This is a genomic window from Kitasatospora sp. NPDC023120 (genome assembly GCF_055560835.1).
Genome location: NZ_JBVHHY010000038.1, coordinates 1 through 19264, shown reverse-complemented (window position 1 = coordinate 19264; position 19264 = coordinate 1). Strand labels below are relative to the sequence as shown.

Sequence of the window (19264 nt, the reverse complement as noted above, 5' to 3'; positions counted from 1 at the left end):
CGATCCGCACCCCCGGCGGGCCGGCCGGTCGGGCCTCAGCCGTCGAAGTTGGACCAGAAGATCCCCACGCCCGTGCCGTTCTCGTCCCGGCCGACCAGGATGCTGTTCGACGTGAAGGCACAGGTGGGGAAGACCAGGGCGTTCGCGCCGCCGGCCGGGTCGACGACGACATCGATCACGGGGGTCCGGGAGCCGTTCTCCTGCTGGGCCGCGAACTCGGCCAGGGCGTGGGCCTCGGGGCGGTCGGTGTCCGCGAAGCCCGCGGTCCGGTGAAGTGCTCCACCGATGGCCAGGTTGTCCGGGGTGCTGGAGTAGATCGCCGAGGCGTCCTCGCTCAGCATGTTGACGTCGTCCGACGCCTCGTCCCAGCTCGCGTCCACCAGCGCCTGCGGGGTGGTGCCACCGGCGACCAGGGCGACCGCGGAGACGGTGGCGCCCCGCTCGTCATGCCAGTCGTACGCCAGATACACGTCGTGCAGCCCCTCGGCGATGACGGAGAAGGTGTAGAACTCGGCGCCGTCGAGCCCGCACACCGCTATCTCCCCGCGGCTCGACAGCCGCCCCGCCAGCGTGAACTCGCCCTCGTAGCCGGGCCCGCCATCCGGATCGTTCGCCGTCAGAACCGCGTCGATCGCTTCGATCATCTTCATGCCGGCGAGTGTGCCACCCCCTCCGACAGCCGGTCCTATATGGTGCCGCAGAGTGCTCCAGGGCGCGATGTACCGGGCCTGCCCCCTCCGGGCCGGCTGGTCAGCCGGCCCGGAGGGGGCCCGTGCTCTCAGTAGGTCAGTACGAGGCAGCCACCCTGGCCGGCCTTACCGTCCTCACCCGGCTTGGGGTAGAAGTTGTCATAGTTCCGGTTCCAGTCCCCCGCGTCCCCGCCGCGGCCGCCGTCGCCGCCCTTCCCGCGCGCGTTCTCGGGGCAGGCCGCCATGCTCGGCAGTGGGACAATCGCGCCCCAGGGCGTCGTCACACCGGCGGCCCCGCCGCGTCCGCCGTCACCTCCGCGGCCGTCTCCCCGGTCGTGATGGCCGTCCTCCCCGTTCCGACCGGAATCTCCGAACTTGCCCCCTCTGGCCAGCGCATCGTTGGCGCATTTGGGGCCGCGAGTGTCCCAGGTCCCGCCACCGACCCTCTCGTTGGACGGGCCGCCCTTGCCGCCCTTACCGCTCAGATCGCGGATGGTTTCCGTGCTCCCCTTCGCCGACTCTCCTCCCCCTCCGCTCCACGCTCCCAGGCCGCCCCTGGCCCTGATGGAGTTGTTCGTCGTCTTGTCCCACACCCACGAATCGTCGCCGTACTCGCCGCCCTGCCCGGCGTCGCCGTTGTAGCGGTTCTCGGGGTCCCAGCTGTGGCTGCCGCGGCCGCCGGGGTAGCCCTTCCCCACGGCGAGGTGGATGACCTGTCCGGGCTTGACCGGGAAGACGCACTCGACGGCCCCGCCGCCGTTGCCGCCGGCGCCTCCACCGCCACCGCCACCGAACTGGAACTGGTTCCCGTTGCCGCCGGAACCTCCACCGCCTCCGCTGCCGCCGGCGCCGACCGCCGTGGCCGTCAGCTGGGTGACGCCCTTCGGGACCGTGAACTCGTAGTTGCCCGGTGTCGCGTACACCTTCGTCACCGGTGCCGCCACAGCGGCATCACGGGCAGGCGCCTGCGCCCGCGCCTGCGCGGGCATCGCCGAACCGCTCAGCACCGCCGCGACCACCAGCACGGCTGCCTGCCCGGCCCGGCCGCTGCTGCGGCCCCTGCTCAGGAACCCACCGATATACAGACCAGACCGTCCGGCCACGCCGTTGTCCTCTCGCTCGCATCTGGACCAGGCCTCAGGACGCCGAAGCGTCCACGCCCGGGGAAGACGGAAGCCGCGCCGCACACCACGGCGCCCCGGGCCACCACGACCGGGGCACCGCACAACTCGGCTGTCCAACCTGCTTCAACGACCCGGGTACACGCCGGTCACCGCCCGGACACCCCCCGGAACACTTGGCTGATTCGGCGGCAGCCGGACGGCCGGGCCGGTTTCTCCAGGCCGCTGCAGCGGGCGACGTGCGCCTTCAGGACGGTCCGTCTGATCGGCCCCGCCCCCGAGCCGGCCTGACCCGGCGTCGCTCGAACGAGGTACCGACAGTGTGAGCGGCAAGCCTCGATCACACGGTACCCCCGGGAGCCGCTGACGGCCGGGCCCGATGTCGGCGCGGGCCGGTTGCCGCCGCCGTAGAGGTCCGAGCAGACCGCCAGGTTCCCCTGAGGTTGCCCCCGGTACTGCCCCCGGGGCCCTTGTGCGAGCCCCGGAGCCCGGCATAGACCGGCAAGGAGACACCGTGACCGCGGCTTGAACCGCCCGTCCAGGAGGTGGATGTGCACGTACACGACCGGAAACCGAGGGGCGAGTCCGAGCGCCGTGACCGCGGCCGACCGGCCGCGCAGCAGCGGCAGTTCGCGGCCTCGGATCCCCGCGCGATCAGTGCGCTGCAGCGCACGATAGGCAATGCGGCCGTCGTCCAACTGCTCAGGCAGCAGCAGGAGTCGGATCCACCGGTGCAGCGTTCGACGGTCCACCAGGTGCTGCGGTCGCCGGGCCGGCCGCTGGCCGACGGCGTGCGGGCGGAGATGGAGGCCCGGCTGGGCGCCGACTTCAGCAGTGTGCGGGTCCACGACGACTCCGCCGCGGCCCGCTCGGCGGCCGAGATCAGCGCCCGCGCCTACACCTCCGGCGAGCACGTCGTGCTCGGCCGCGGCGGCACCGACAGGCACACGCTGGCCCACGAGCTGACCCATGTCATCCAGCAGCGGTCGGGCCCGGTGGCCGGCACCGACCACGGCGACGGACTGTCCGTCAGCGACCCGGGCGACCGTTTCGAGCGCGCCGCCGAGGCGAACGCCGTCCGGGCGCTGAGCGGGCCCGTGCCCGATGCCGTCCAACGGGTTGCCGTTCAATCCACCTCCCCTGAACGGGAGTTGCCGGTGCAGCGCGCGTTCACCGGCCAGCCGTACGTCACGTACGGCGGGGTGAACGGAGACGGCGTCGGCACCACGATGCATGCCGAACTCTGGCCCGGGCAGCTCGGAACGGGTTCCGTGCCCAAGGAGCAGCCGTCCTGGTGGCCCAAGACCGGGGCGACCGGCACCTGGTTCCAGAACTACATGGTGCAGGGACACCTGCTCAACCACAACGTCGGTGGCCCCGGTGTCATGAAGAACATGACGCCGATCACCGGGTCCGCGAACTCGCAGCACCACTCCAAGGTCGAGAAGGACGTCAAGGACGAGGTGCTGAACAAGAACAACGTGGTCGAGTACTACGTGGAGGCCGACTACAGCACCCACCCCGCGGCGAAGGACTTCTCCACGGGCGACCCCAACGTGGACACCGACATCGACACCAACTACGCCGCCAAACTCGCCGGCAAGCTCCACGCCGAGTACACCGTCTACGACACCGCCGGCAACGAGCTGCGCGGCGACGCGTGGGAGATCGAGAACAATCGGAAGTAGGACCGGCAACGCCCGATGGCGCCGCTGAAGGAGCCGAAGGAGACGTACGTACGTGATCGACCCCCGTGCCCGGCTGACCGCGATGATCGCCGACCTGGACCGCAACCCCCGGGTGGAGCTCCTGGAAGCCACCGTCGCGCCACCGACCCCACCGGCCGACATCGAACTCGCCACCCGCCTGGCCGGCGGCCGTCTGCCGGACGGTGTCGAGGCCTTCTACCGCGAGGTCGGCGCGGTCCGCCTGACGTGGCGGCACACCGTTCCCGACCTCCTGAACAACGACCTCTCGGACCAGGGCCTCATCGACCTGCTGCCGTTGCGCCAAGTCTTCGGCGACTGGAAGGGCGTCACCTGGCACTCGACGGAGGATCAGGAATTCCGCGCTGTCAAACCCTTCGACAGGTTCGTCCCCGAAGCCTGTACGGCGTTCGTCCCCCCTCTCGGCTCCGTCCACTACCACTACTTCGGCGAGGAGTTGCACGACACCGGGTACTCGTTCGACGCGTACCTGGAGCGGCTGATCGCCTCCCGTGGCTTCTGGTACTGGCCGCAGACGCTCTGCCGGGGCCTGGAGGACAGCGCGGAGGTCACCGCGTTCCGCCGCGCGATGCCGGTCATCTTCCCGGACCACGACGACACGTTGTTCCGACCGGCGCAGCGCTGAGCTCGTCGCGTTCACCACGAACGCGGAGGCGCAGGTGGCCGCCGGGCACTCCGGCGGACCCCGGGCCGGGGCCGCTGTGGGGCTGTGCGGGGGGCGTCGCCGCCGTCGGGTCCCGTCCGTGGAGTCAGAACAGGGGGTCCCGCTCGGGAACCGCCGGGGTGGGTACGGTCGGGGCGATGTCGAAGACGGTGTCGGTTTCGGTGACGCGTAGCAGGCGTGCTGACCGTTGCAGTGACCGACACCGCCACCGCCCCGCCGGTGGTGCGCCCGTGGCGGCCGCCGCAGCCGAACGGCCACGGCATGCACGTCGTCGACAGACTCACCGCCGAGTGGGGTGTGTCCCCGGACCCGGGCGGCAAGACCGTGTGGGCCGCTCCGCCCGTTCCCTGACCCCGCCGCCGTTTTCTGCCGGGAGCCGCGGGCACACGCGCGGCCATGGACCAGTCCCAGGCACCGGTGCTCGAAGCCCTTGCGGCCTTCCACGCCAACCCGCTGACCGTCTTCACCCCGCCCGGTCACAAGCAGGGCCGCGGGACCGACCCCCGCGTCCTCGAAACCCTCGGGACCGACGTCTTCGCTGCGGACGTGCTGGCCACCGGCGGTCTGGACGACCGCCTGGACACACGCGGCATCCTCCGGCAGGCCCAGGACCTGATGGCGGAAGCCGTCGGCGCCGACCACACCTTCTTCTCCACCTGCGGCAGCTCCCTGTCGGTGAAAGCGGCGATGCTCGCCGTCGCGGGCCCGCACGAGGAACTGCTGGTGGGCCGCGACGCCCACAAGTCCGTCGTCGCCGGACTCATCCTCGCCGGCATCCGCCCCGTCTGGGTCGAACCCAGCTGGGATCCGGACCTGCACCTGGCCCACCCGCCGTCCGCCGACGCCTTCCGCGCCGCCCTCGAGCGGCACCCGGACGCGAGGGGCGCGCTGGTCACCTCCCCGACCCCGTACGGGACGTGCGCCGACCTGCAGGCGATTGCCGACGTGTGTCACGAGCGCGGCGCGCCGTTGATCGTCGACGAGGCGTGGGGCGCGCACCTGCCCTTCCACCCGAGGCTGCCGCGCTGGGCGATGGACGCGGGCGCCGACGTGTGCGTGACCTCCGTCCACAAGATGGGCTCCGCCCTCGAACAGAGCTCCGTCTTCCACCTGCAGGGCCACCGCATCGATCCGGCCGTGCTCAAGCAGCGCGAGGACCTCCTCGGCACCACCAGCCCCTCCGTCCTCATCCACGCCGCCCTGGACGGCTGGCGCCGCCAGATGGTCCAGCACGGCCGCACCCTCTACGACCGCGCGCTCGACCTCGCCGACGAGGTCCGCGCCCGTATCGACGCGATGGGCGGCTTGCACGTCCACGGCCGCGACGACTTCTGCGCCCCCGGACGCGCCTTCGACCTCGACCCTCTCCAGGTCATCATCGACATCCGGGCCCTGGGCACCAGCGGCTACCGGGCCGGTGACTGGCTGCGCTCCCACCACCAGCTCACGCTTCACGTCTGCGACCACCGCAGGATCAGCGCCCAGCTCACCCACGCCGACGACGCCACCACCACCGACGCCCTCCTCCACGGCCTCACCGAACTCGTCGAGATCGCCGAGGACCTGAGGCCCGCGCCCCGCATCCACATCCCCGACCCGCACCGGCTCCGCCTGGAGCAGGTGCTGCTGCCGCGCGACGCGTTCTTCGGCCCCACGGAGCAGGTGCCCGTCGACAAGGCCGTCGGCCGGATCGCCGCGGAGATGCTCACCCCCTACCCGCCCGGCATCCCCGCCGCCCTGCCCGGCGAGCGTCTCACCATCGACGTCATCGACTACCTGCGCAGCGGCGTCGAAGCGGGCATGCTCGTCCCGGACAGCGCCGACCCCGGCCTGGACACCCTGCGCGTCGCCGTCGAGATCTGACCGCCGGACGAGCGATGCCGCACCACCCCGACCCGACACCACGCACCGGGGCACCGCGCCCCGGCCGACCCGACGGACCGGTGCCCGCCCGCAACGGGCTGGACCGGACCGCGATCCTGGCCCGGCAGATCACGAGGGCACTGGCGGCCGCCGGTCATACCGCCGCCGTCGCCGAATCGCTCACCGGTGGCCGCCTGGCCACCGCCCTGGCAGACGCCCCCGGAGCAGGACAGACCTTCCTCGGCGGCGTCGTCGCCTACGCCACCGACATGAAGACCACGCTCCTGCACGTCGACGCCGCGCTGCTCGCCGAGGTGGGAGCCGTCCACCCCGAGGTCGCCGCCCAGATGGCCCGAGGGATCCGCGCCATCACCGGCGCCACCTACGCCGTCGCCACCACCGGCGTCGCAGGCCCCGCCCCGCAGGACGGACAACCGGTCGGCACCGTCCACATCGCCGTCGTCGGCCCGCACACCGACACCACGGCCGAACCCCGACCGCACACCGACGAACGCGAGGACATCCAGCACGCGACGGTCCTCGCCGCCCTCCGCCTCCTGCGCGACGCCCTGCGACCGGGCAGCGACACCCCCGGCCTCCGAGGGCGGTGCCGCGGTGGCAGAAGCCCGCGCACGGGGCCACGCTGAAAGCCTGGCACCCGCCGGAGCCCGTCCCCGCGCCCGGCACGTGCCCCCACGCCTGCGAGCCGACAGGGAGCCCGGCCCATGCCACCACAGCCCGGCCATCCGGCCTCCGGCCGCGACGAAACCCCGGAGGAACGCGCGGACCGGCTGTGGAACGAGATGCTCCAGGAGGTCCGCGTCTGCCAGACCGGCGCCCAGATCCTGTTCGGTTTCCTGCTCAGCGTCGTCTTCACCGCCCGCTACCGCACTCTGCCCGCCTTCGACCAGCACCTCTACGTCGCCACCGTCTTCCTCGGCGCCCTCGCCACCGGAACCCTCATCGCCCCCGTCGCCTTCCACCGCTTCCTGGCCGGCCACGGCAGGAAACCCGAACTCATCCACGTCGCCGCCCGCCTCATCGCCGCCGGCCTGGTCCTGCTGGCGCTCACCATCACCGCCGCCCTGCTCCTCCTGCTCCGTACGGCCACCGACCTCTCGGCCACCGCATGGGTCCTGACCGCGGTGGCCCTCGCCTGGTTCGCCGTCGGCTGGCTGGTGCTGCCCCGGTACATCCTGCGGCGCGGTTCCCCCACGCGAAGCGCGCACGCCGCGGACGGACGGCGCACCGGCAGCGACGGCCGATGAGAGGGCGGCCACAAGCCGAGGAGTGCCGGAGGGACCGTCGCGCCGCCAGGCGGCGACACCGCTGGATCCGGTAGAAGCCCCGGTGGTCGGGCAGACGCCCGGTGGGTCCTCCGGGCTCGAGGAGGTGACGGAGATGACCGCGATCACGGTGAATAAGCGCCCCACGCCACAGCGTCCGCAACCGCCGCTCGATCTGCGGACGCCCTCGGGCCGTCAGCTTCCGTACTGAACGCGCATCCCCAGCGCGCCCCGGGGCGCCGCGCCCTGACGGAACGCTGAGGACCTCCACCTGACGGGGGAGCAGGTCATGGAAGGGCTGGTCGTCGAACGTGTGTGCCGACCGAACTCCCCGGATCCATCCGGAGCACGACCGGGCCGGTACGACCCCGCGGCCGTTTCGAGGCCCGGGCACCGGGTAGCCGGATTGGTCCCAGACGCCCGAAAGGCACCGCGCACATCTCGGAGGGGGCAACCATGGGCGCGCGCGAAAACGGCGGCGCGGCCGGAGCCATCGCCTGAGGAGCGAATCATGGACGACACACCCCAGGGCGGCGCCGGCGGCGTCCCCCTGCACCACGACGACTCGCACCACGACTCACACCGCGACGACTCGCGCCGCGACTCGCACCACGACGACTCGCACCACGACGACGTGGGTCGCGCCGAGGACTCGTCCGAGCAGCGCCGGGCCGAGGAGCAATCAGACCCCGCCGACGCGCCGCCCACCGTCAAGACGGTCCGGGCCGGCAAGCCGGTGGGGGAGCGGCCCACTTGACCGGCCCCATCCGCACGCGGCGAGTGCGCCAGGAAAGGGTGACACCCATGACGGACCGCGACGGCGAGCGCCTCCTCGCGCTCTACCTCAACGACCACCTCGCCGGCTCGTACGGGGGCGCCGCCCTCGCGCGCCGGATCGCCCGCCTGCACCCGGCCGGCCCTGCTGCGCCCGACCTGTGGCGCCTGGCCCGGGAGATCACCGAGGACCGCGACGAACTGGTCGACTTGATCCGGGTCCTCGGCGCGCGTCCCCGGTGGCACCGGATGCTGCTGGGTACTGCCGCCGAGACCGCCGGTCGGCTGAAGCTCAACGGACGGCTGGTCCGCCGTTCCCCCCTCAGCGACCTCCTGGAGCTGGAAGCCATGCGTGCGGGGGTCCAGGGCAAGCTCGCCCTCTGGCACGCGCTGCGGGCGGCGACCTCCGACGACCTGCTCGCCGCGCGACTGCGACGGCTCGTGGAGCGCGCCGAGCGGCAGGCGGACATCCTCGACGCCCGCCAGGCCGAGGCCGCCCAGGTCCTGCGGCCGGGGCTCACGCGGGACCGTCCGACGCAAAAACGCCCGGACCCCGTCCGCCGCACGAGACCGCGACCGGTCTGACGCTGCCGACCGCGGCAGTCGAAGGGCCCGATCAGCCGGCGGCAACGCCCGCTCGCTCGCCGGAACACGTCCGCGGCCCTGGTCGCGCATGAACCGGTCCGGAGCGGGCACCCGCCGTTGCCGAACACCTGTCACCCCACAGGAGGCCGGTCTCCATGCTTCTCCTCGTCCTCGTCCTGCTGCTCGTCCTCATCCTCGGCGGCGTGGGCTTCGTCGTACACGCCCTGTGGTGGATCGCGCTCGCCGTCCTGGTGCTGTGGCTCCTGGGCTTCGTGTTCACCGCGGGTGACCGCAGCGGCGGTCGGCGGTGGTACCGGTGGTGACCGGGGCCCTCCTGCTTCCCCGGAGCCGATCATGACCGGAACCGCTCCCTCCACCGGTGAGAGCGTGGCGTCCGCGCTGCGCGACGAACGCCGTGCCTACGAGCCGGACGGTGAGCAGCCGATCGCGGGATACCTCGCCGCCACGGCCGCGTACCTCGGCGGTGTCGGTCTGCTCGCCGCCTTCGCCCGGCGCACCGGGCGCCCGCTGCCCGCACCCGGCCCGTGGGACGTGCTGCTGACGGCAGGGGCCGTGCACCGGCTCTCCCGGCTGGTCGCCAAGGATCCGGTCACCAGCCCGATCAGGATCCCGTTCACCAGGTTCCGCGGCCAGAGCGGGCCGGGCGAACTCGCGGAGGACGTCCGCGGGGCGGGTATGCGCCGCACCATCGGAGAACTGATCACCTGCCCGTTCTGCACCGGCCTGTGGGTCGCCACCGGCCTGACCGGCGCCGCGGTCCTCGCTCCCGAGCCGACCAGACTCGTCTGCTCCGGGCTGACCGCCCTCACGGTCGCCGATCTGCTGCACTTCGTCCGGGTGGGCCTTCAGAAGGCGACCGAGTGACCTCGTTCGCATCGCGCCGTGCCGCACACTCCGCCGACGGCAGCCGGGCCGAGGTGGACCGGCGCCGCCGGGCGGCGCGCACCTCGTCAGCCCGTCGCCCGCGAACGACCGATGACCGGCCTGTGCCGCCCGCGGGTGTCGGCACGCACGTCCGGGGCAGACGCGGCGTGTGAACCCGATCGAACGGGCCCTGCGGGGCGTGGACGGCTTCCAGCAGCGCCACCGGGCTCCCAGCGTGGTGGTCGGCGTCGTACGCAAGTACGGGGACGACCGCGGCGGGCTGCTGTCCGCCCTGATCACCTACTACGGCTTCATCGCCCTGATCCCGCTGCTGCTCCTGCTCAGCACCGTCCTGGGCTTCGTCCTGCACGGCCACCCCGGCGCCCAGCGCTCGGTGGTGGACTCCGCGCTCGCCGACTTCCCGATCATTGGCGACCAGCTGCGACAGAACGTGCACCCACTGCAGGGCAGCGGCCTGGCCCTGATCATCGGCGCGCTCGGCATGCTGTACGGGGCGCTCGGCGTCGCGCAGGTGCTCCAGCACGCGATGGCCGAGGTGTGGAACGTCCCCGGGGTGAAGCGCCCGGGCTACTGGCCGCGGCTGGCGCGCAGCCTGCTGCTGTTCTCGGTCCTGGGCGCCGGTCTGGTGCTGGGCACCGCCGCCGCCTCGCTGGTCGGCACCACCCTGGGCGGGGTGCCCGCCCGGATCGGGGGCCTGCTCGTCTCGGCCCTGCTGAACACCGCCCTGTGCCTGGCCAGCTTCCGGATCCTGACCCCGCGTGAGGTCCCCACCCGGTCGCTGTGGCCAGGCTGCGCGATCGCCGGCCCGCTGTTCACCGCCCTCCAGGCCTTCGGCGCCCTGCTGGTCGCCCACCAGCTGCGCCACGCGGGCCAGGTCTACGGCTTCTTCGCGACCGTGATCGGTCTGCTGTTCTGGCTCTATCTGGCCGCACAGGTGACCGTGTACGCGGCCGAGACCAATGTCGTGCTCGCCCGCCGGCTGTGGCCGCGCAGCCTGCTGCAGCCGCCGCTCACGGACGCCGACCAGGAGGTGCTGTCCTCCGTCGCCCGGCAGGAGGAGCGCCGGCCCGAGCAGCGCGTGGACGTCTCCTTCCGGGAAGGGGAGGAGCCCGGGGAGGAGGCCGGATCCGGGAAGCGCGGTGACCGGCCCGAGAGTCCCGCTGACACCGATGGCCAGGGGGGCTGAGAGCGCCGCCACCCGCCTGCGGCTGTTCACATGCTGCCGAGCAGCTGGGGGAGAGGGTTTTGACCACGGGTGTCGGTCCAGCGCATCTGCCGCAGGGTCCCCGTTGGAGTGCAGCAGCGACGCCGTCGGCACCCACCGGTCCACCGCCCGGGCGGTGACGCCGGTCTCCAGTCCACCCGCACCGGCCAGGGCTCGCGCAGGCGTGTCCCCGGACGGTCCACTGCCGACGGTCAGTGCCCGGGTGATCCCGGAGCGGTGGGCGCCGGGCCGTGTTGTCCGTCGGCGGGGCGGCGCAGGAGGGCGGCGAGGAGTTCGGCGACGGTGGAGCCCGCGTCGGCGGGGTGACGCAGGTGTTTGCCGGCGATGACGCTGTAGTGGTTGGTACGGCCCCGGCGTTCGTGACTGAGGTATCCGGCTTGTTCGAGGTCGGTGATGATGCGCTGGACGGCGCGTTCGGTGAGCAGGCAGCGGGTGGCGATGTCCCGCACGCGGATGCCGGGGTCACGCGCGATCTGGACGAGGACACGGGCGTGGTTCGTCAGGAACGTCCACCCTCGCTCGATCGTCGTGCCGCTGTCCATGTCTCCACGATAGGACCTGCGTTTCAGGACCGTTGAAACATGACAGGCAATTCGCGTAATGGTTGACATGACCGACAAACGGGCGAACAGTGGAGGAACAACCGTCCGTATTGCCGCCGAGGCGAATCCGTGCGGCAGCCCGCGTCTGGAGATGGTGCGCGTGGACCCGATCAGCAGGGAAGGACTGGAGCGACTCACGTCCCGACTGGCCGAGCGGATCGCCGCGCCATGCGAACACGGTAAGGACGCGGGCCTGGTGGAACCGTTGCGCAGGCAGGTGCGCCACGCGGTGACCGGCATAGACGCCTACCTCGGCGCACTCGAGGCGGGCAACAGCACCGCAGTGGGGCTGCGCAAGCAGGCGCTCGACCTGTGGTACGGCCTGGAGCGGATCGCCTCCGGGTGGCCCGAGCCGGACCCGGCCGCCGACGGCGCGGCCCGGGTGCCCGCACAGCCGGCGTCCCCGGCCTGAGGAGCACGGCTTCGGCGAGGCGGGCGACCCCGGCGCTCCATGGCGCATGCCCACGTGACGTCCGAACGGCGGGCCTGACGGGTCGTTCGGCAGGTGCGGCGGTGAGGGGACGAGCAGCGACAGGGCAATGACCCTCTGTTGCCGGACGGAATGGGAGGGGCGGTCCGCGCGACCCCAACGTTCGTCTGGGCCAAGGTAGTTCGATGACGAACCGGCCGGGAGTGGACTGGATTCCGTGACGCTCCGTTGTTTGTCCGGGTAATGCCCGGGTACACGGCGAGGCCGAGGAGCGGCTCTCCTGCGGGAGAGGGCCGGGGCCGTTCAGGGACTCTTCCAGGGATATCGACCATGAACAACGCCAAGCTTGCCGTCGCTGTGGGCGCGGGCTACCTCCTCGGGCGCTTGCACAAGGCCCGATGGGCGCTGGCCCTCGCGGGCATGGCGGCGGGCAAACGTCTGAGCGCCAACCCCGGGGTGCTCCTCGGTCAGGTGCTGGAATCGTCGCCCCAGCTTCGCCAGCTGGCCGGCGACGTCCGTGGGGAACTGGCCAAGGCAGGGAAGAAAGCCGCCATCGCGGCGGCGAGCAACCGGGTCAGCGCGCTGACCGACCAGTTGCAGCAGCGGACCGAGGACCTGCGGGCGGGGACCGCCGGTCGCAGTGAGGAAGCGGAGGAGGAGCCGCCCGAAGAGGAGGAGGACCAGGAGAGCGACAGCGAGGAGAAGCGGCCGCCTACCCGCTCCCGGCAGAGCGCGTCCCGCTCGACGGCATCGTCCACGCGCCGCGCGACCCCGGAGGCGTCCAAGCCGCGGGCGTCCGCGTCCTCCACGAAGAAGGCCACCCCCTCGCGTTCCCGTACGGCCGGTAGCGGCGGCACGACGCGCAAGAGCGCGGCCTCCTCGCGGCGGCCGGCGAGCAAGACCGCGGAGTCCAAGGCCCCGGCGAAGAAGGCCGCCGCCCCACGCAAGACGACGGCCGCGAAGACGACGGCCGCGAAGAAGACGGCTGCGCCGAAGGCGGCCACCAGGAAGACGGCCACGAGGAAGACGGCTTCGACCGCGCCCCGCAAGGCTGCGGCCTCCTCGACCTCCGCTCGCAAGAGCACAGCGGCGTCGACGAAGAAGGCCCCGGCGGCGCGCAAGTCCACGACCACCCGCGCCTCGACGGCGCGCAAGCGGGGATGACGACGATGGCCGAGCAGACCAACAAGGACCAGGGCCCGCTGGGACTGGGTGAACTACTGGAAGCCCTGCCCACCGACAAGCTGATGCAGCAGGCACGCGAACTGGCTGCCGCAGCCGGGGAACGGGCCGTGGCGGCGGCGAGCGACAAGGTTGCCGATGTCACCGGGAAGCTCGCCGACTACGCGGAGCACGGCGTCAGCCCATGGGGCGGGCACGGTGACGGCGAAGACGGCGGGGCGTCTCCGATGCGGATGCTGGTGGGGGCGGGCGCCGCGGGGTTGAAGCAGATCGTCGGCAACAAGCTCACCGGTGGCGGAGGTGGCAAGGGGGGCGGCAAGGGCGGCAAGCTCAAGGTCACCAACATCGTCGAGGAGATCGAGGTCGGGGTCCCGGTGCGGGTGGCCTACAACCAGTGGACCCAATTCCAGGACTTCCCCCGTTTCACCAAACGGCTCGAGAAGGTGGAGCAGGAGTCCGACGAGAAGGTCGCGTGGAAGGCCGGGATCTTCCTCTCCCACCGGAAGTGGGAGTCGACGATCATCGAGCAGGTGCCGGACGAGTTGATCGTCTGGCGGTCCAAGGGCGACAAGGGCTATGCCGACGGCACGGTGACCTTCCACGAACTGGCGCCCAACCTGACCAAGATCCTCCTGGTGCTGGAGTACCACCCGCAGGGCCTGTTCGAGCGCGCGGGCAACCTGTGGCGGGCCCAGGGCCGACGGACACGCCTGGAACTCAAGCACTTCCGTCGCCACGTGATGACCCGCACCATCCTCGACCCGGACGCGGTCGAGGGCTGGCGAGGGGAGATCCGCGACGGCGACGTCGTGCTCTCCCACGAGGAAGCCCTCGAGGACGAAGACGCCGAGGGCGGGTACGACGAAGAGGACGAGCGGGACGAGCAGGAGCCCGGGGCCGACGACGAGGAGGAACCGGACGGCGAGGACGGCGAGGAGCCGCAGGACGAGGAGGAGTCCGAGGAGTACGACGAGGACGAGCCCGAGGACGAGGACGCCGCGGGCGAGGACGAGCCCGAGGACGAGGACGCCGCGGGCGAGGGCTGGGAGGACGAGCCGCCGGATGACGAGTACGAGGACGAGGACGAGGACGAGGACGAGGACGAGGGGGAGCTCGAGGACGAGGACGAGACCGGGGGCCGACCGCAGGAGTACGACGAGGAAGAGGAACCGGAGGACTACGGCGAGGACGACTACGGCGCCGACGAGTACGCATACGACGAAGACGACGCCGCCGAGGACGAGTACGACGAGGAGCCCCGCCCCTCGGACGACGACGAACGGAGCGCCCCACGATCCCGCAGGCGCGCGCCGGCACGGGCGAGGTGAGCCGTCATGACCGTCGCCCCGCGTCCCAGCCACTACCTGGACCGGCCCTCGTCGAGCGGTCTGGTCGACGTCGTCGACCTGATCCTCGACAAGGGCCTGGTCATCGACATCTACATCCGCGTCTCCCTGGTCGGCATCGAACTGCTGACCATCGACGCACGCATCGTGGTCGCCAGCGTCGACACGTACCTGCGCTTCGCCGAGGCCGTCAACCGCCTGGACCTGAAGGAGGACAAGTCCGAAGGCCTGCCCGAACTGATGCAGGACATGCGCCAGGGCGGCGCCCGGCGCAAGACGAAAGGCGCGCTCGAGGGCGTCAAGGACACGGTCAACGAAGTGATCGACCGGGTCAGAGGGGACGACGACGAGGAGCCCGAGCCCCGGGAGCGACCCCGGCCCCGCTCGCGCACCCAGCGTAGGGAGCACGAGTGATGAACAGTCCCACCCCCACCCGCCAACAGGCCTGCTACGTGTACGGGATCGTGCCGGCGGGCACCGACCCCTCCGGGCTGGAGGGGATCGGCGACCCGCCCGCGCCGGTCACGCTGGTACGGCACCGGGGCATTGCGGCTCTGGTCAGCGACGTCGCGACCGACGGCCCGCTGGGAACCGCGGCCGACCTACGGGGTCACGCCCGCGTCCTGGACACCCTGGCCGCCCGCGGCGCCGTGCTGCCGATGCGCTTCGGCGCGGTGGTCCGCGACGCCGACGCCGTGGCCGACGAACTGCTCGCCCCCCACGAGGAAGCGTTCCTGAACGCGCTGGAGGACCTGCGCGACACCGCCCAGTTCACGCTGCGCGCCACCTACCGGCAGGAGCGCGTCCTGCGGGAGGTACTCACCGAGCGGGAGGACATCGCCCGGCTCCGCGAGGACATCGCCGCCCTCCCCGAGGAAGCGGCCTACTACGAGCGGGTGCGCCTCGGCGAGATGATCGCGAGCGAGATCGCCACCCGTCGCGAGTCCGACACCGCGATCGCCCTGGACCGCCTGAAGCCGCTCGCCGTGGCCGTCAGCGCCGCGTCGGCCGCCGATGCGGTCGGCGACCAGGCCGTCAGCGCCTCCTTCCTCGTCGCCAAGACCGGTTGGAACGCGTTCGAGGCTGCCGCGGAAGACCTCGCCCGCGACTGGGCGGACCGCACCACCGTGCGGCTGCTCGGCCCGCTCGCCCCCTACGACTTCGCCACCGAAGCCATGGCCGGGGCCCCACCCGCGGAGCAAGGAGCCCGGTCATGGGACTGATCACAGGGCTGTTCACCCTTCCGCTGGCCCCCGTCCGAGGGTTCGTCTGGGTGGCGGAACAGCTCTACGAGCAGGCCCGCCGGGAGCTGACCGACCCCACGGTCATCCGCGCCCGCCTGGCGGACGTGGAAGCCGCTCGCGCGAGTGGCGCGATCAGCGACGAGGAAGCCGCCGTGCAGGAGGAGGAACTCGTACGGCGCCTGTGGCAGACCAAGGGCGACACCGGGGGCCCGGAGGTGTAGCGCCGTGCCTGAACGCGAGCCGCGCCCCCGCCACGCCGCTCGGCCCCGGGACACCGAAGACCCCGCGCCGCACCGCGCCGCCGCACGTTCCGAGCCCGCCCGGCCCCGGCGGCGTCCACCGCCCGCGCCCGACCCGGAGGAGGAGGCTCCGGCCCCGCGCCGCCGTCCTCCGCCGGACCAGCAGCCGCGCACCACACGTCGCCGCCCGCCCGAACCGCAGGACGCAAGCGAAGCGCCCACCCCACCCCGGCGCCGCACGACGTCCGCCACCCGTCGAACCGGTGCGGACGACCCGCGGCCCGAGGAAGGCGAGGGACCGGCCCCCTCACGGCGCCGGAGCACGCCCCCGGCCCGCCGGACCGGCAACCCACCCGCGGCCCGTCGCCGAGCGGAGCCGGAGCGGCTCGACGCGCGCGGCGCCGCCGCGCGAGCGGCCGTCTGCGTGCGGGAACTCACCGGGCGCACCGCGGAGGGCGTCACGTCGCTCGACCGCACCGAGGACGGTTGGCAGGTGGGGGTGGAGGTGCTGGAGGCCCGCCGCGTTCCCGACTCGACCGACATCCTGGCCGTCTACCAGGTCGTGCTGGACCCGGAAGGCGAACTCGTGTCCTACCGCAGGGACCGCCGGTACCACCGAGGACGGGCGAACGAGGAGCTGTCATGAGCGAGTTGAGCGGCTACGGCGGCTCGGGTCCGTTGTCGCACCTGCCGAGGACGTCCGCGGCTCCGCAGTCCGCGAACCTGGCCGACCTGCTCGAGCGGGTGCTGGACAAGGGCATCGTCATCGCCGGGGACATCCGGATCAACCTCCTCGACATCGAGCTGCTCACGATCAAGATCCGTCTCCTCATCGCCTCCGTCGACCGGGCCCGCGAGATGGGCATCGACTGGTGGGAGCACGACCCGAGCCTCTCCTCCGGCCGGCGCGACCTCGCCGCCGAGAACCGGCTCCTGCGCGAGCGCCTCGGCCAGATCGAAGCCGCCCACAGCGCTTCCGCCGCCACGAGAACCACTGACGCGCAGGACGCCGTGGACGGCCGGGACGCCGACACCCCGCCCGCCCGCAAGACTCCCCGCACCCGGCGCACCCCCCGGACCGAACTCTCATGAGCACACAGCCACCCACCAACACCTGGCTCTACGCCATCACCGGCGCCGGCCAGACCGCTCCGCCCGGTCTGACGGGCGTGGCCGGTGAAACACCGCACGTCATCGCCGCTCCGGGACTGACCGCACTGGTGGGCGCGGTACCCCGCACGGACTTCGACGAGGAGGTCCTGAAGACGCGTCTGGAGGATCCCGCGTGGCTCGAGCACGCCGTTCGCACGCACCACCACGTGGTCGACACCCTGGCCCGCGCCGCCCCGGTACTGCCCCTGCGCTTCGCCACGCTCTACCGCGACGACCAGCGGGCCGCCGACATGCTCGTGGAACACCGCGACGAGCTGCTGGCCTCGCTCCGGCGCACCGCCGGCCGCGTCGAATGGGGGGTCAAGGCCTACCTCGCGCCCACCGGTCCGTCCACCGGTCCGCCGGCCGGTGTCGACGCCGGAGGCGGCGATCCACAGCAGGATCCGGCGCTCCGCCCGGGCACGGCCTACCTCCTGCGCCGCCAGGCCCACCGTCGCCGACAGGAGCAGGCCCTCCAGCAGGCCTCGGACGACGCCGTGCACGTCCACACCGTGCTCGCAGGAGCGGCAGTCGAAGCCATGCGCCACCCGCTCCAGTCGCCCCAGGCAGCCGGCCTCGCCGAGCCGATGGTCCTCAACGGCGCCTACCTCGTCGAGCAGACCCGCACGACCGACTTCCACGAGGCCGTCAGCGCGCTGTCCGCCCGATTTCCCGGCCTGCGCCTGGAGACGACCGGCCCCTGGCCGCCCTACTCCTTCACCACGACCTCCCACCACGAGGGCGAGCCGCCATGACCGTCAGCCCCCGACCGTCGGACGCTCGGCCCGACTTCTCGTCCCCCACCCCCGAGCGGCACGTCGCGCTGGTCGACCTGCTCGACCGCCTCCTCGCCGGCGGCGTGGTCATCGCGGGCGAGATCACGCTGTCCATCGCCGACATCGACCTGGTCCGCATCAGCCTGCGCGCCATGATCGCCTCCGTGCGAGCCGCCGTCGAACCCGCCACCCAGGGCCCCTACGACCGCGGAGAGCCGACGTGAACTCGCCCGACCCCCCGTCACGCGCAGCGCCTCCCGCCGACCGCCGCGCCGGGAAGCCGGATACGAGCGACCGGCCGGCCACCAACCGCCGCGTGCCGCTGGACCCCGAGACCGTTGCGCGGGACCTCACCTGCCTGGTCCTGGCCCTGGTCGAACTCGTCCACCAGCTCATGGAACGCCAAGCCCTTCGCCGCATCGACCAGGGGGACCTCGACGACGACCGGATCGAGTCGCTCGGCCTGACCCTGATGGCCCTGGAACAACGCATCGACGAGCTGCGCGAGCACTTCGGCCTCACCCCGGACGACCTCAACATCGACCTCGGCCCGCTCGGCCCCCTGCTCGCCCCCGAGTGACCCTCCGGAGCCCCGCCCCGGCCCAGGCCGGTCGATCCGCCGGCCACGGGCATGGAGACCCCGAGGCAGGGCACACGCCGAAGTGGATCCCGACTCCGGGAAAGGAGTGACGCACCCATGAGCGCCGGAAAGAAGGCCAAGCACACCGCAACCGCAGCCAAGGGCAAGGTCGAAGAGGCCACCGGCAAGACGGTCGGCAACGAACGACTCATCGCCAAGGGCAAGGCGGACCAGGTCAGGGGCGCCAGCGCCCAGGCCGGCCGGAAAGCCAAGGACGCCCTGAAGGACGCCACCGGTCACTGACGATCAACCCGTGAACCACCGCCCGCCCCCGGCCGCAGTCGCCGGCCGGGGGCGGGCGGCCCCTGCGGTCGCCCCCGTCGCCGATCGTCGTGTGGCGCCGATGCCCGAACCGCTGATCTGGCGGAGTGAAAGTCCACCCGCTCGGCGCGCCCCGACCACGTCCCGCGCACCCGCCCCCTGACCGTGGCAGCACACCCCCAGCCACGCACCGACGGGACGCTCCGCATGCCGCCCATCGACCAGACCACCGCCGAACTCCCCGAGACCGGGCACTTCCCCGACCGCGAGGAGCTGCTCCGCCTCAAGGACGGCTGGGGCCTGCACCCCGCGCTCGACCCCGAGGCGGTGGCCGTCCGCTTCGACCGACACCTCGCCACGCTGCCGCCCCAGCCCGGCGTCGCAGCCGGGAACGGAGCCAGGCCGGACCTGGTGCCCGCCCACACCGTGCGGGACTTCATCATCCAGCTCGCCGGCAGCCTCAGAAAGTGTTGGGTAATTGATCAACTGCGTGGCGTGATGCGCTGGCGGTGATCTTCGCGGTCCGGGTGTCCGCGAAGATCACCGCCATGT

27 protein-coding genes are annotated in these 19264 nt (G+C 72.4%); 24 read left to right on the top strand and 3 right to left on the bottom strand.

Annotated elements, in window-relative coordinates:
• Nucleotides 1-35 precede the first annotated feature (35 nt).
• Both ACZ3TI_RS36300 and ACZ3TI_RS36295 read right to left on the bottom strand, forming a co-directional pair.
• Nucleotides 36-650, bottom strand: coding sequence for a hypothetical protein (locus tag ACZ3TI_RS36300; RefSeq protein ID WP_465734019.1), 615 nt, complete (start codon nt 648-650; stop codon nt 36-38).
• 128 nt (nt 651-778) lie between these two features.
• The gene (locus ACZ3TI_RS36295; protein ID WP_465734018.1) at nt 779-1621 is read right to left on the bottom strand and encodes a hypothetical protein; all 843 of its coding nucleotides are present in this window, start codon (nt 1619-1621) and stop codon (nt 779-781) included.
• Between the two features lie 740 nt (nt 1622-2361).
• Between ACZ3TI_RS36295 and ACZ3TI_RS36290 the strand changes: the two genes are divergently transcribed.
• The 11 genes from ACZ3TI_RS36290 to ACZ3TI_RS36240 all read left to right on the top strand — a co-directional run bounded on the left by ACZ3TI_RS36290 (nt 2362) and on the right by ACZ3TI_RS36240 (nt 10801).
• A complete protein-coding gene (locus ACZ3TI_RS36290) occupies nt 2362-3498 on the top strand; it encodes an eCIS core domain-containing protein (protein WP_465734016.1) in 1137 nt (378 codons plus the stop codon).
• Nucleotides 3499-3550: 52 nt separating this feature from the next.
• Complete coding sequence (locus ACZ3TI_RS36285) at nt 3551-4162, top strand: hypothetical protein (RefSeq protein WP_465734014.1); 612 nt, start codon at nt 3551-3553, stop codon at nt 4160-4162.
• A gap of 216 nt (nt 4163-4378) precedes the next feature.
• Nucleotides 4379-4552, top strand: a complete 174-nt coding sequence (locus ACZ3TI_RS36280; protein ID WP_465734012.1) for an ATP-binding protein — start codon at nt 4379-4381, stop codon at nt 4550-4552.
• Between the two features lie 45 nt (nt 4553-4597).
• Complete coding sequence (locus tag ACZ3TI_RS36275; protein ID WP_465734010.1) at nt 4598-6064, top strand: aminotransferase class I/II-fold pyridoxal phosphate-dependent enzyme; 1467 nt, start codon at nt 4598-4600, stop codon at nt 6062-6064.
• Nucleotides 6065-6078: 14 nt separating this feature from the next.
• On the top strand, nt 6079-6711 hold the full coding sequence (locus ACZ3TI_RS36270; protein WP_465734009.1) for a CinA family protein: 633 nt from the start codon (nt 6079-6081) through the stop codon (nt 6709-6711).
• Nucleotides 6712-6789: 78 nt separating this feature from the next.
• Nucleotides 6790-7332: a DUF6328 family protein gene (locus ACZ3TI_RS36265; protein WP_465734008.1), complete on the top strand. Its 543-nt coding sequence runs from the start codon at nt 6790-6792 to the stop codon at nt 7330-7332.
• Between the two features lie 529 nt (nt 7333-7861).
• Complete coding sequence (locus ACZ3TI_RS36260; RefSeq protein WP_465734006.1) at nt 7862-8107, top strand: hypothetical protein; 246 nt, start codon at nt 7862-7864, stop codon at nt 8105-8107.
• Nucleotides 8108-8154: 47 nt separating this feature from the next.
• Nucleotides 8155-8709 carry a hypothetical protein gene (locus ACZ3TI_RS36255; RefSeq protein WP_465734004.1) on the top strand — a complete coding sequence of 185 codons (555 nt, stop codon included), beginning with the start codon at nt 8155-8157 and terminating at the stop codon, nt 8707-8709.
• Between the two features lie 155 nt (nt 8710-8864).
• Nucleotides 8865-9032: a hydrophobic protein gene (locus ACZ3TI_RS36250; protein ID WP_465734002.1), complete on the top strand. Its 168-nt coding sequence runs from the start codon at nt 8865-8867 to the stop codon at nt 9030-9032.
• A gap of 31 nt (nt 9033-9063) precedes the next feature.
• Nucleotides 9064-9594 carry a DUF1360 domain-containing protein gene (locus ACZ3TI_RS36245; protein ID WP_465734000.1) on the top strand — a complete coding sequence of 177 codons (531 nt, stop codon included), beginning with the start codon at nt 9064-9066 and terminating at the stop codon, nt 9592-9594.
• Between the two features lie 169 nt (nt 9595-9763).
• On the top strand, nt 9764-10801 hold the full coding sequence (locus tag ACZ3TI_RS36240) for a YihY/virulence factor BrkB family protein (protein WP_465733998.1): 1038 nt from the start codon (nt 9764-9766) through the stop codon (nt 10799-10801).
• Between the two features lie 230 nt (nt 10802-11031).
• Here ACZ3TI_RS36240 and ACZ3TI_RS36235 read toward each other — a convergent pair whose 3' ends face one another.
• Nucleotides 11032-11382 (bottom strand): helix-turn-helix transcriptional regulator, encoded by a 351-nt coding sequence (locus tag ACZ3TI_RS36235; RefSeq protein ID WP_465733996.1) that lies wholly within the window; start codon nt 11380-11382, stop codon nt 11032-11034.
• A gap of 67 nt (nt 11383-11449) precedes the next feature.
• Between ACZ3TI_RS36235 and ACZ3TI_RS36230 the strand changes: the two genes are divergently transcribed.
• From ACZ3TI_RS36230 to ACZ3TI_RS36170, 13 genes are all read left to right on the top strand, one after another.
• Nucleotides 11450-11854 carry a hypothetical protein gene (locus ACZ3TI_RS36230; protein WP_465733994.1) on the top strand — a complete coding sequence of 135 codons (405 nt, stop codon included), beginning with the start codon at nt 11450-11452 and terminating at the stop codon, nt 11852-11854.
• A gap of 348 nt (nt 11855-12202) precedes the next feature.
• Nucleotides 12203-13036 carry a hypothetical protein gene (locus ACZ3TI_RS36225; protein ID WP_465733992.1) on the top strand — a complete coding sequence of 278 codons (834 nt, stop codon included), beginning with the start codon at nt 12203-12205 and terminating at the stop codon, nt 13034-13036.
• A 5-nt stretch (nt 13037-13041) separates the two neighbouring features.
• Nucleotides 13042-14382, top strand: coding sequence for an SRPBCC family protein (locus tag ACZ3TI_RS36220; RefSeq protein WP_465733990.1), 1341 nt, complete (start codon nt 13042-13044; stop codon nt 14380-14382).
• Between the two features lie 6 nt (nt 14383-14388).
• On the top strand, nt 14389-14814 hold the full coding sequence (gene gvpJ, locus ACZ3TI_RS36215) for a gas vesicle protein GvpJ (protein ID WP_465733988.1): 426 nt from the start codon (nt 14389-14391) through the stop codon (nt 14812-14814).
• The gene (locus tag ACZ3TI_RS36210) at nt 14814-15623 is read left to right on the top strand and encodes a GvpL/GvpF family gas vesicle protein (protein ID WP_465733986.1); all 810 of its coding nucleotides are present in this window, start codon (nt 14814-14816) and stop codon (nt 15621-15623) included. The genes gvpJ and ACZ3TI_RS36210 overlap by 1 nt, the downstream gene beginning before the upstream one ends.
• The gene (locus ACZ3TI_RS36205; RefSeq protein ID WP_465733984.1) at nt 15614-15865 is read left to right on the top strand and encodes a gas vesicle protein GvpG; all 252 of its coding nucleotides are present in this window, start codon (nt 15614-15616) and stop codon (nt 15863-15865) included. Before ACZ3TI_RS36210 ends, ACZ3TI_RS36205 begins: the two co-directional genes overlap by 10 nt.
• On the top strand, nt 15768-16529 hold the full coding sequence (gvpO, locus tag ACZ3TI_RS36200; protein WP_465733982.1) for a gas vesicle protein GvpO: 762 nt from the start codon (nt 15768-15770) through the stop codon (nt 16527-16529). Before ACZ3TI_RS36205 ends, gvpO begins: the two co-directional genes overlap by 98 nt.
• Nucleotides 16526-16975, top strand: a complete 450-nt coding sequence (locus ACZ3TI_RS36195; RefSeq protein ID WP_465733980.1) for a gas vesicle protein — start codon at nt 16526-16528, stop codon at nt 16973-16975. Before gvpO ends, ACZ3TI_RS36195 begins: the two co-directional genes overlap by 4 nt.
• Nucleotides 16972-17790, top strand: a complete 819-nt coding sequence (locus ACZ3TI_RS36190) for a GvpL/GvpF family gas vesicle protein (RefSeq protein WP_465733978.1) — start codon at nt 16972-16974, stop codon at nt 17788-17790. Before ACZ3TI_RS36195 ends, ACZ3TI_RS36190 begins: the two co-directional genes overlap by 4 nt.
• Nucleotides 17787-18035 carry a gas vesicle protein gene (locus tag ACZ3TI_RS36185; protein ID WP_465733976.1) on the top strand — a complete coding sequence of 83 codons (249 nt, stop codon included), beginning with the start codon at nt 17787-17789 and terminating at the stop codon, nt 18033-18035. The genes ACZ3TI_RS36190 and ACZ3TI_RS36185 overlap by 4 nt, the downstream gene beginning before the upstream one ends.
• A 92-nt stretch (nt 18036-18127) precedes the next feature.
• A complete protein-coding gene (locus tag ACZ3TI_RS36180) occupies nt 18128-18391 on the top strand; it encodes a gas vesicle protein K (protein WP_465733974.1) in 264 nt (87 codons plus the stop codon).
• Between the two features lie 117 nt (nt 18392-18508).
• Nucleotides 18509-18694, top strand: coding sequence for a CsbD family protein (locus tag ACZ3TI_RS36175; protein ID WP_465733972.1), 186 nt, complete (start codon nt 18509-18511; stop codon nt 18692-18694).
• A gap of 225 nt (nt 18695-18919) precedes the next feature.
• The gene (locus tag ACZ3TI_RS36170) at nt 18920-19225 is read left to right on the top strand and encodes a hypothetical protein (RefSeq protein ID WP_465733970.1); all 306 of its coding nucleotides are present in this window, start codon (nt 18920-18922) and stop codon (nt 19223-19225) included.
• Nucleotides 19226-19264 lie beyond the last annotated feature (39 nt).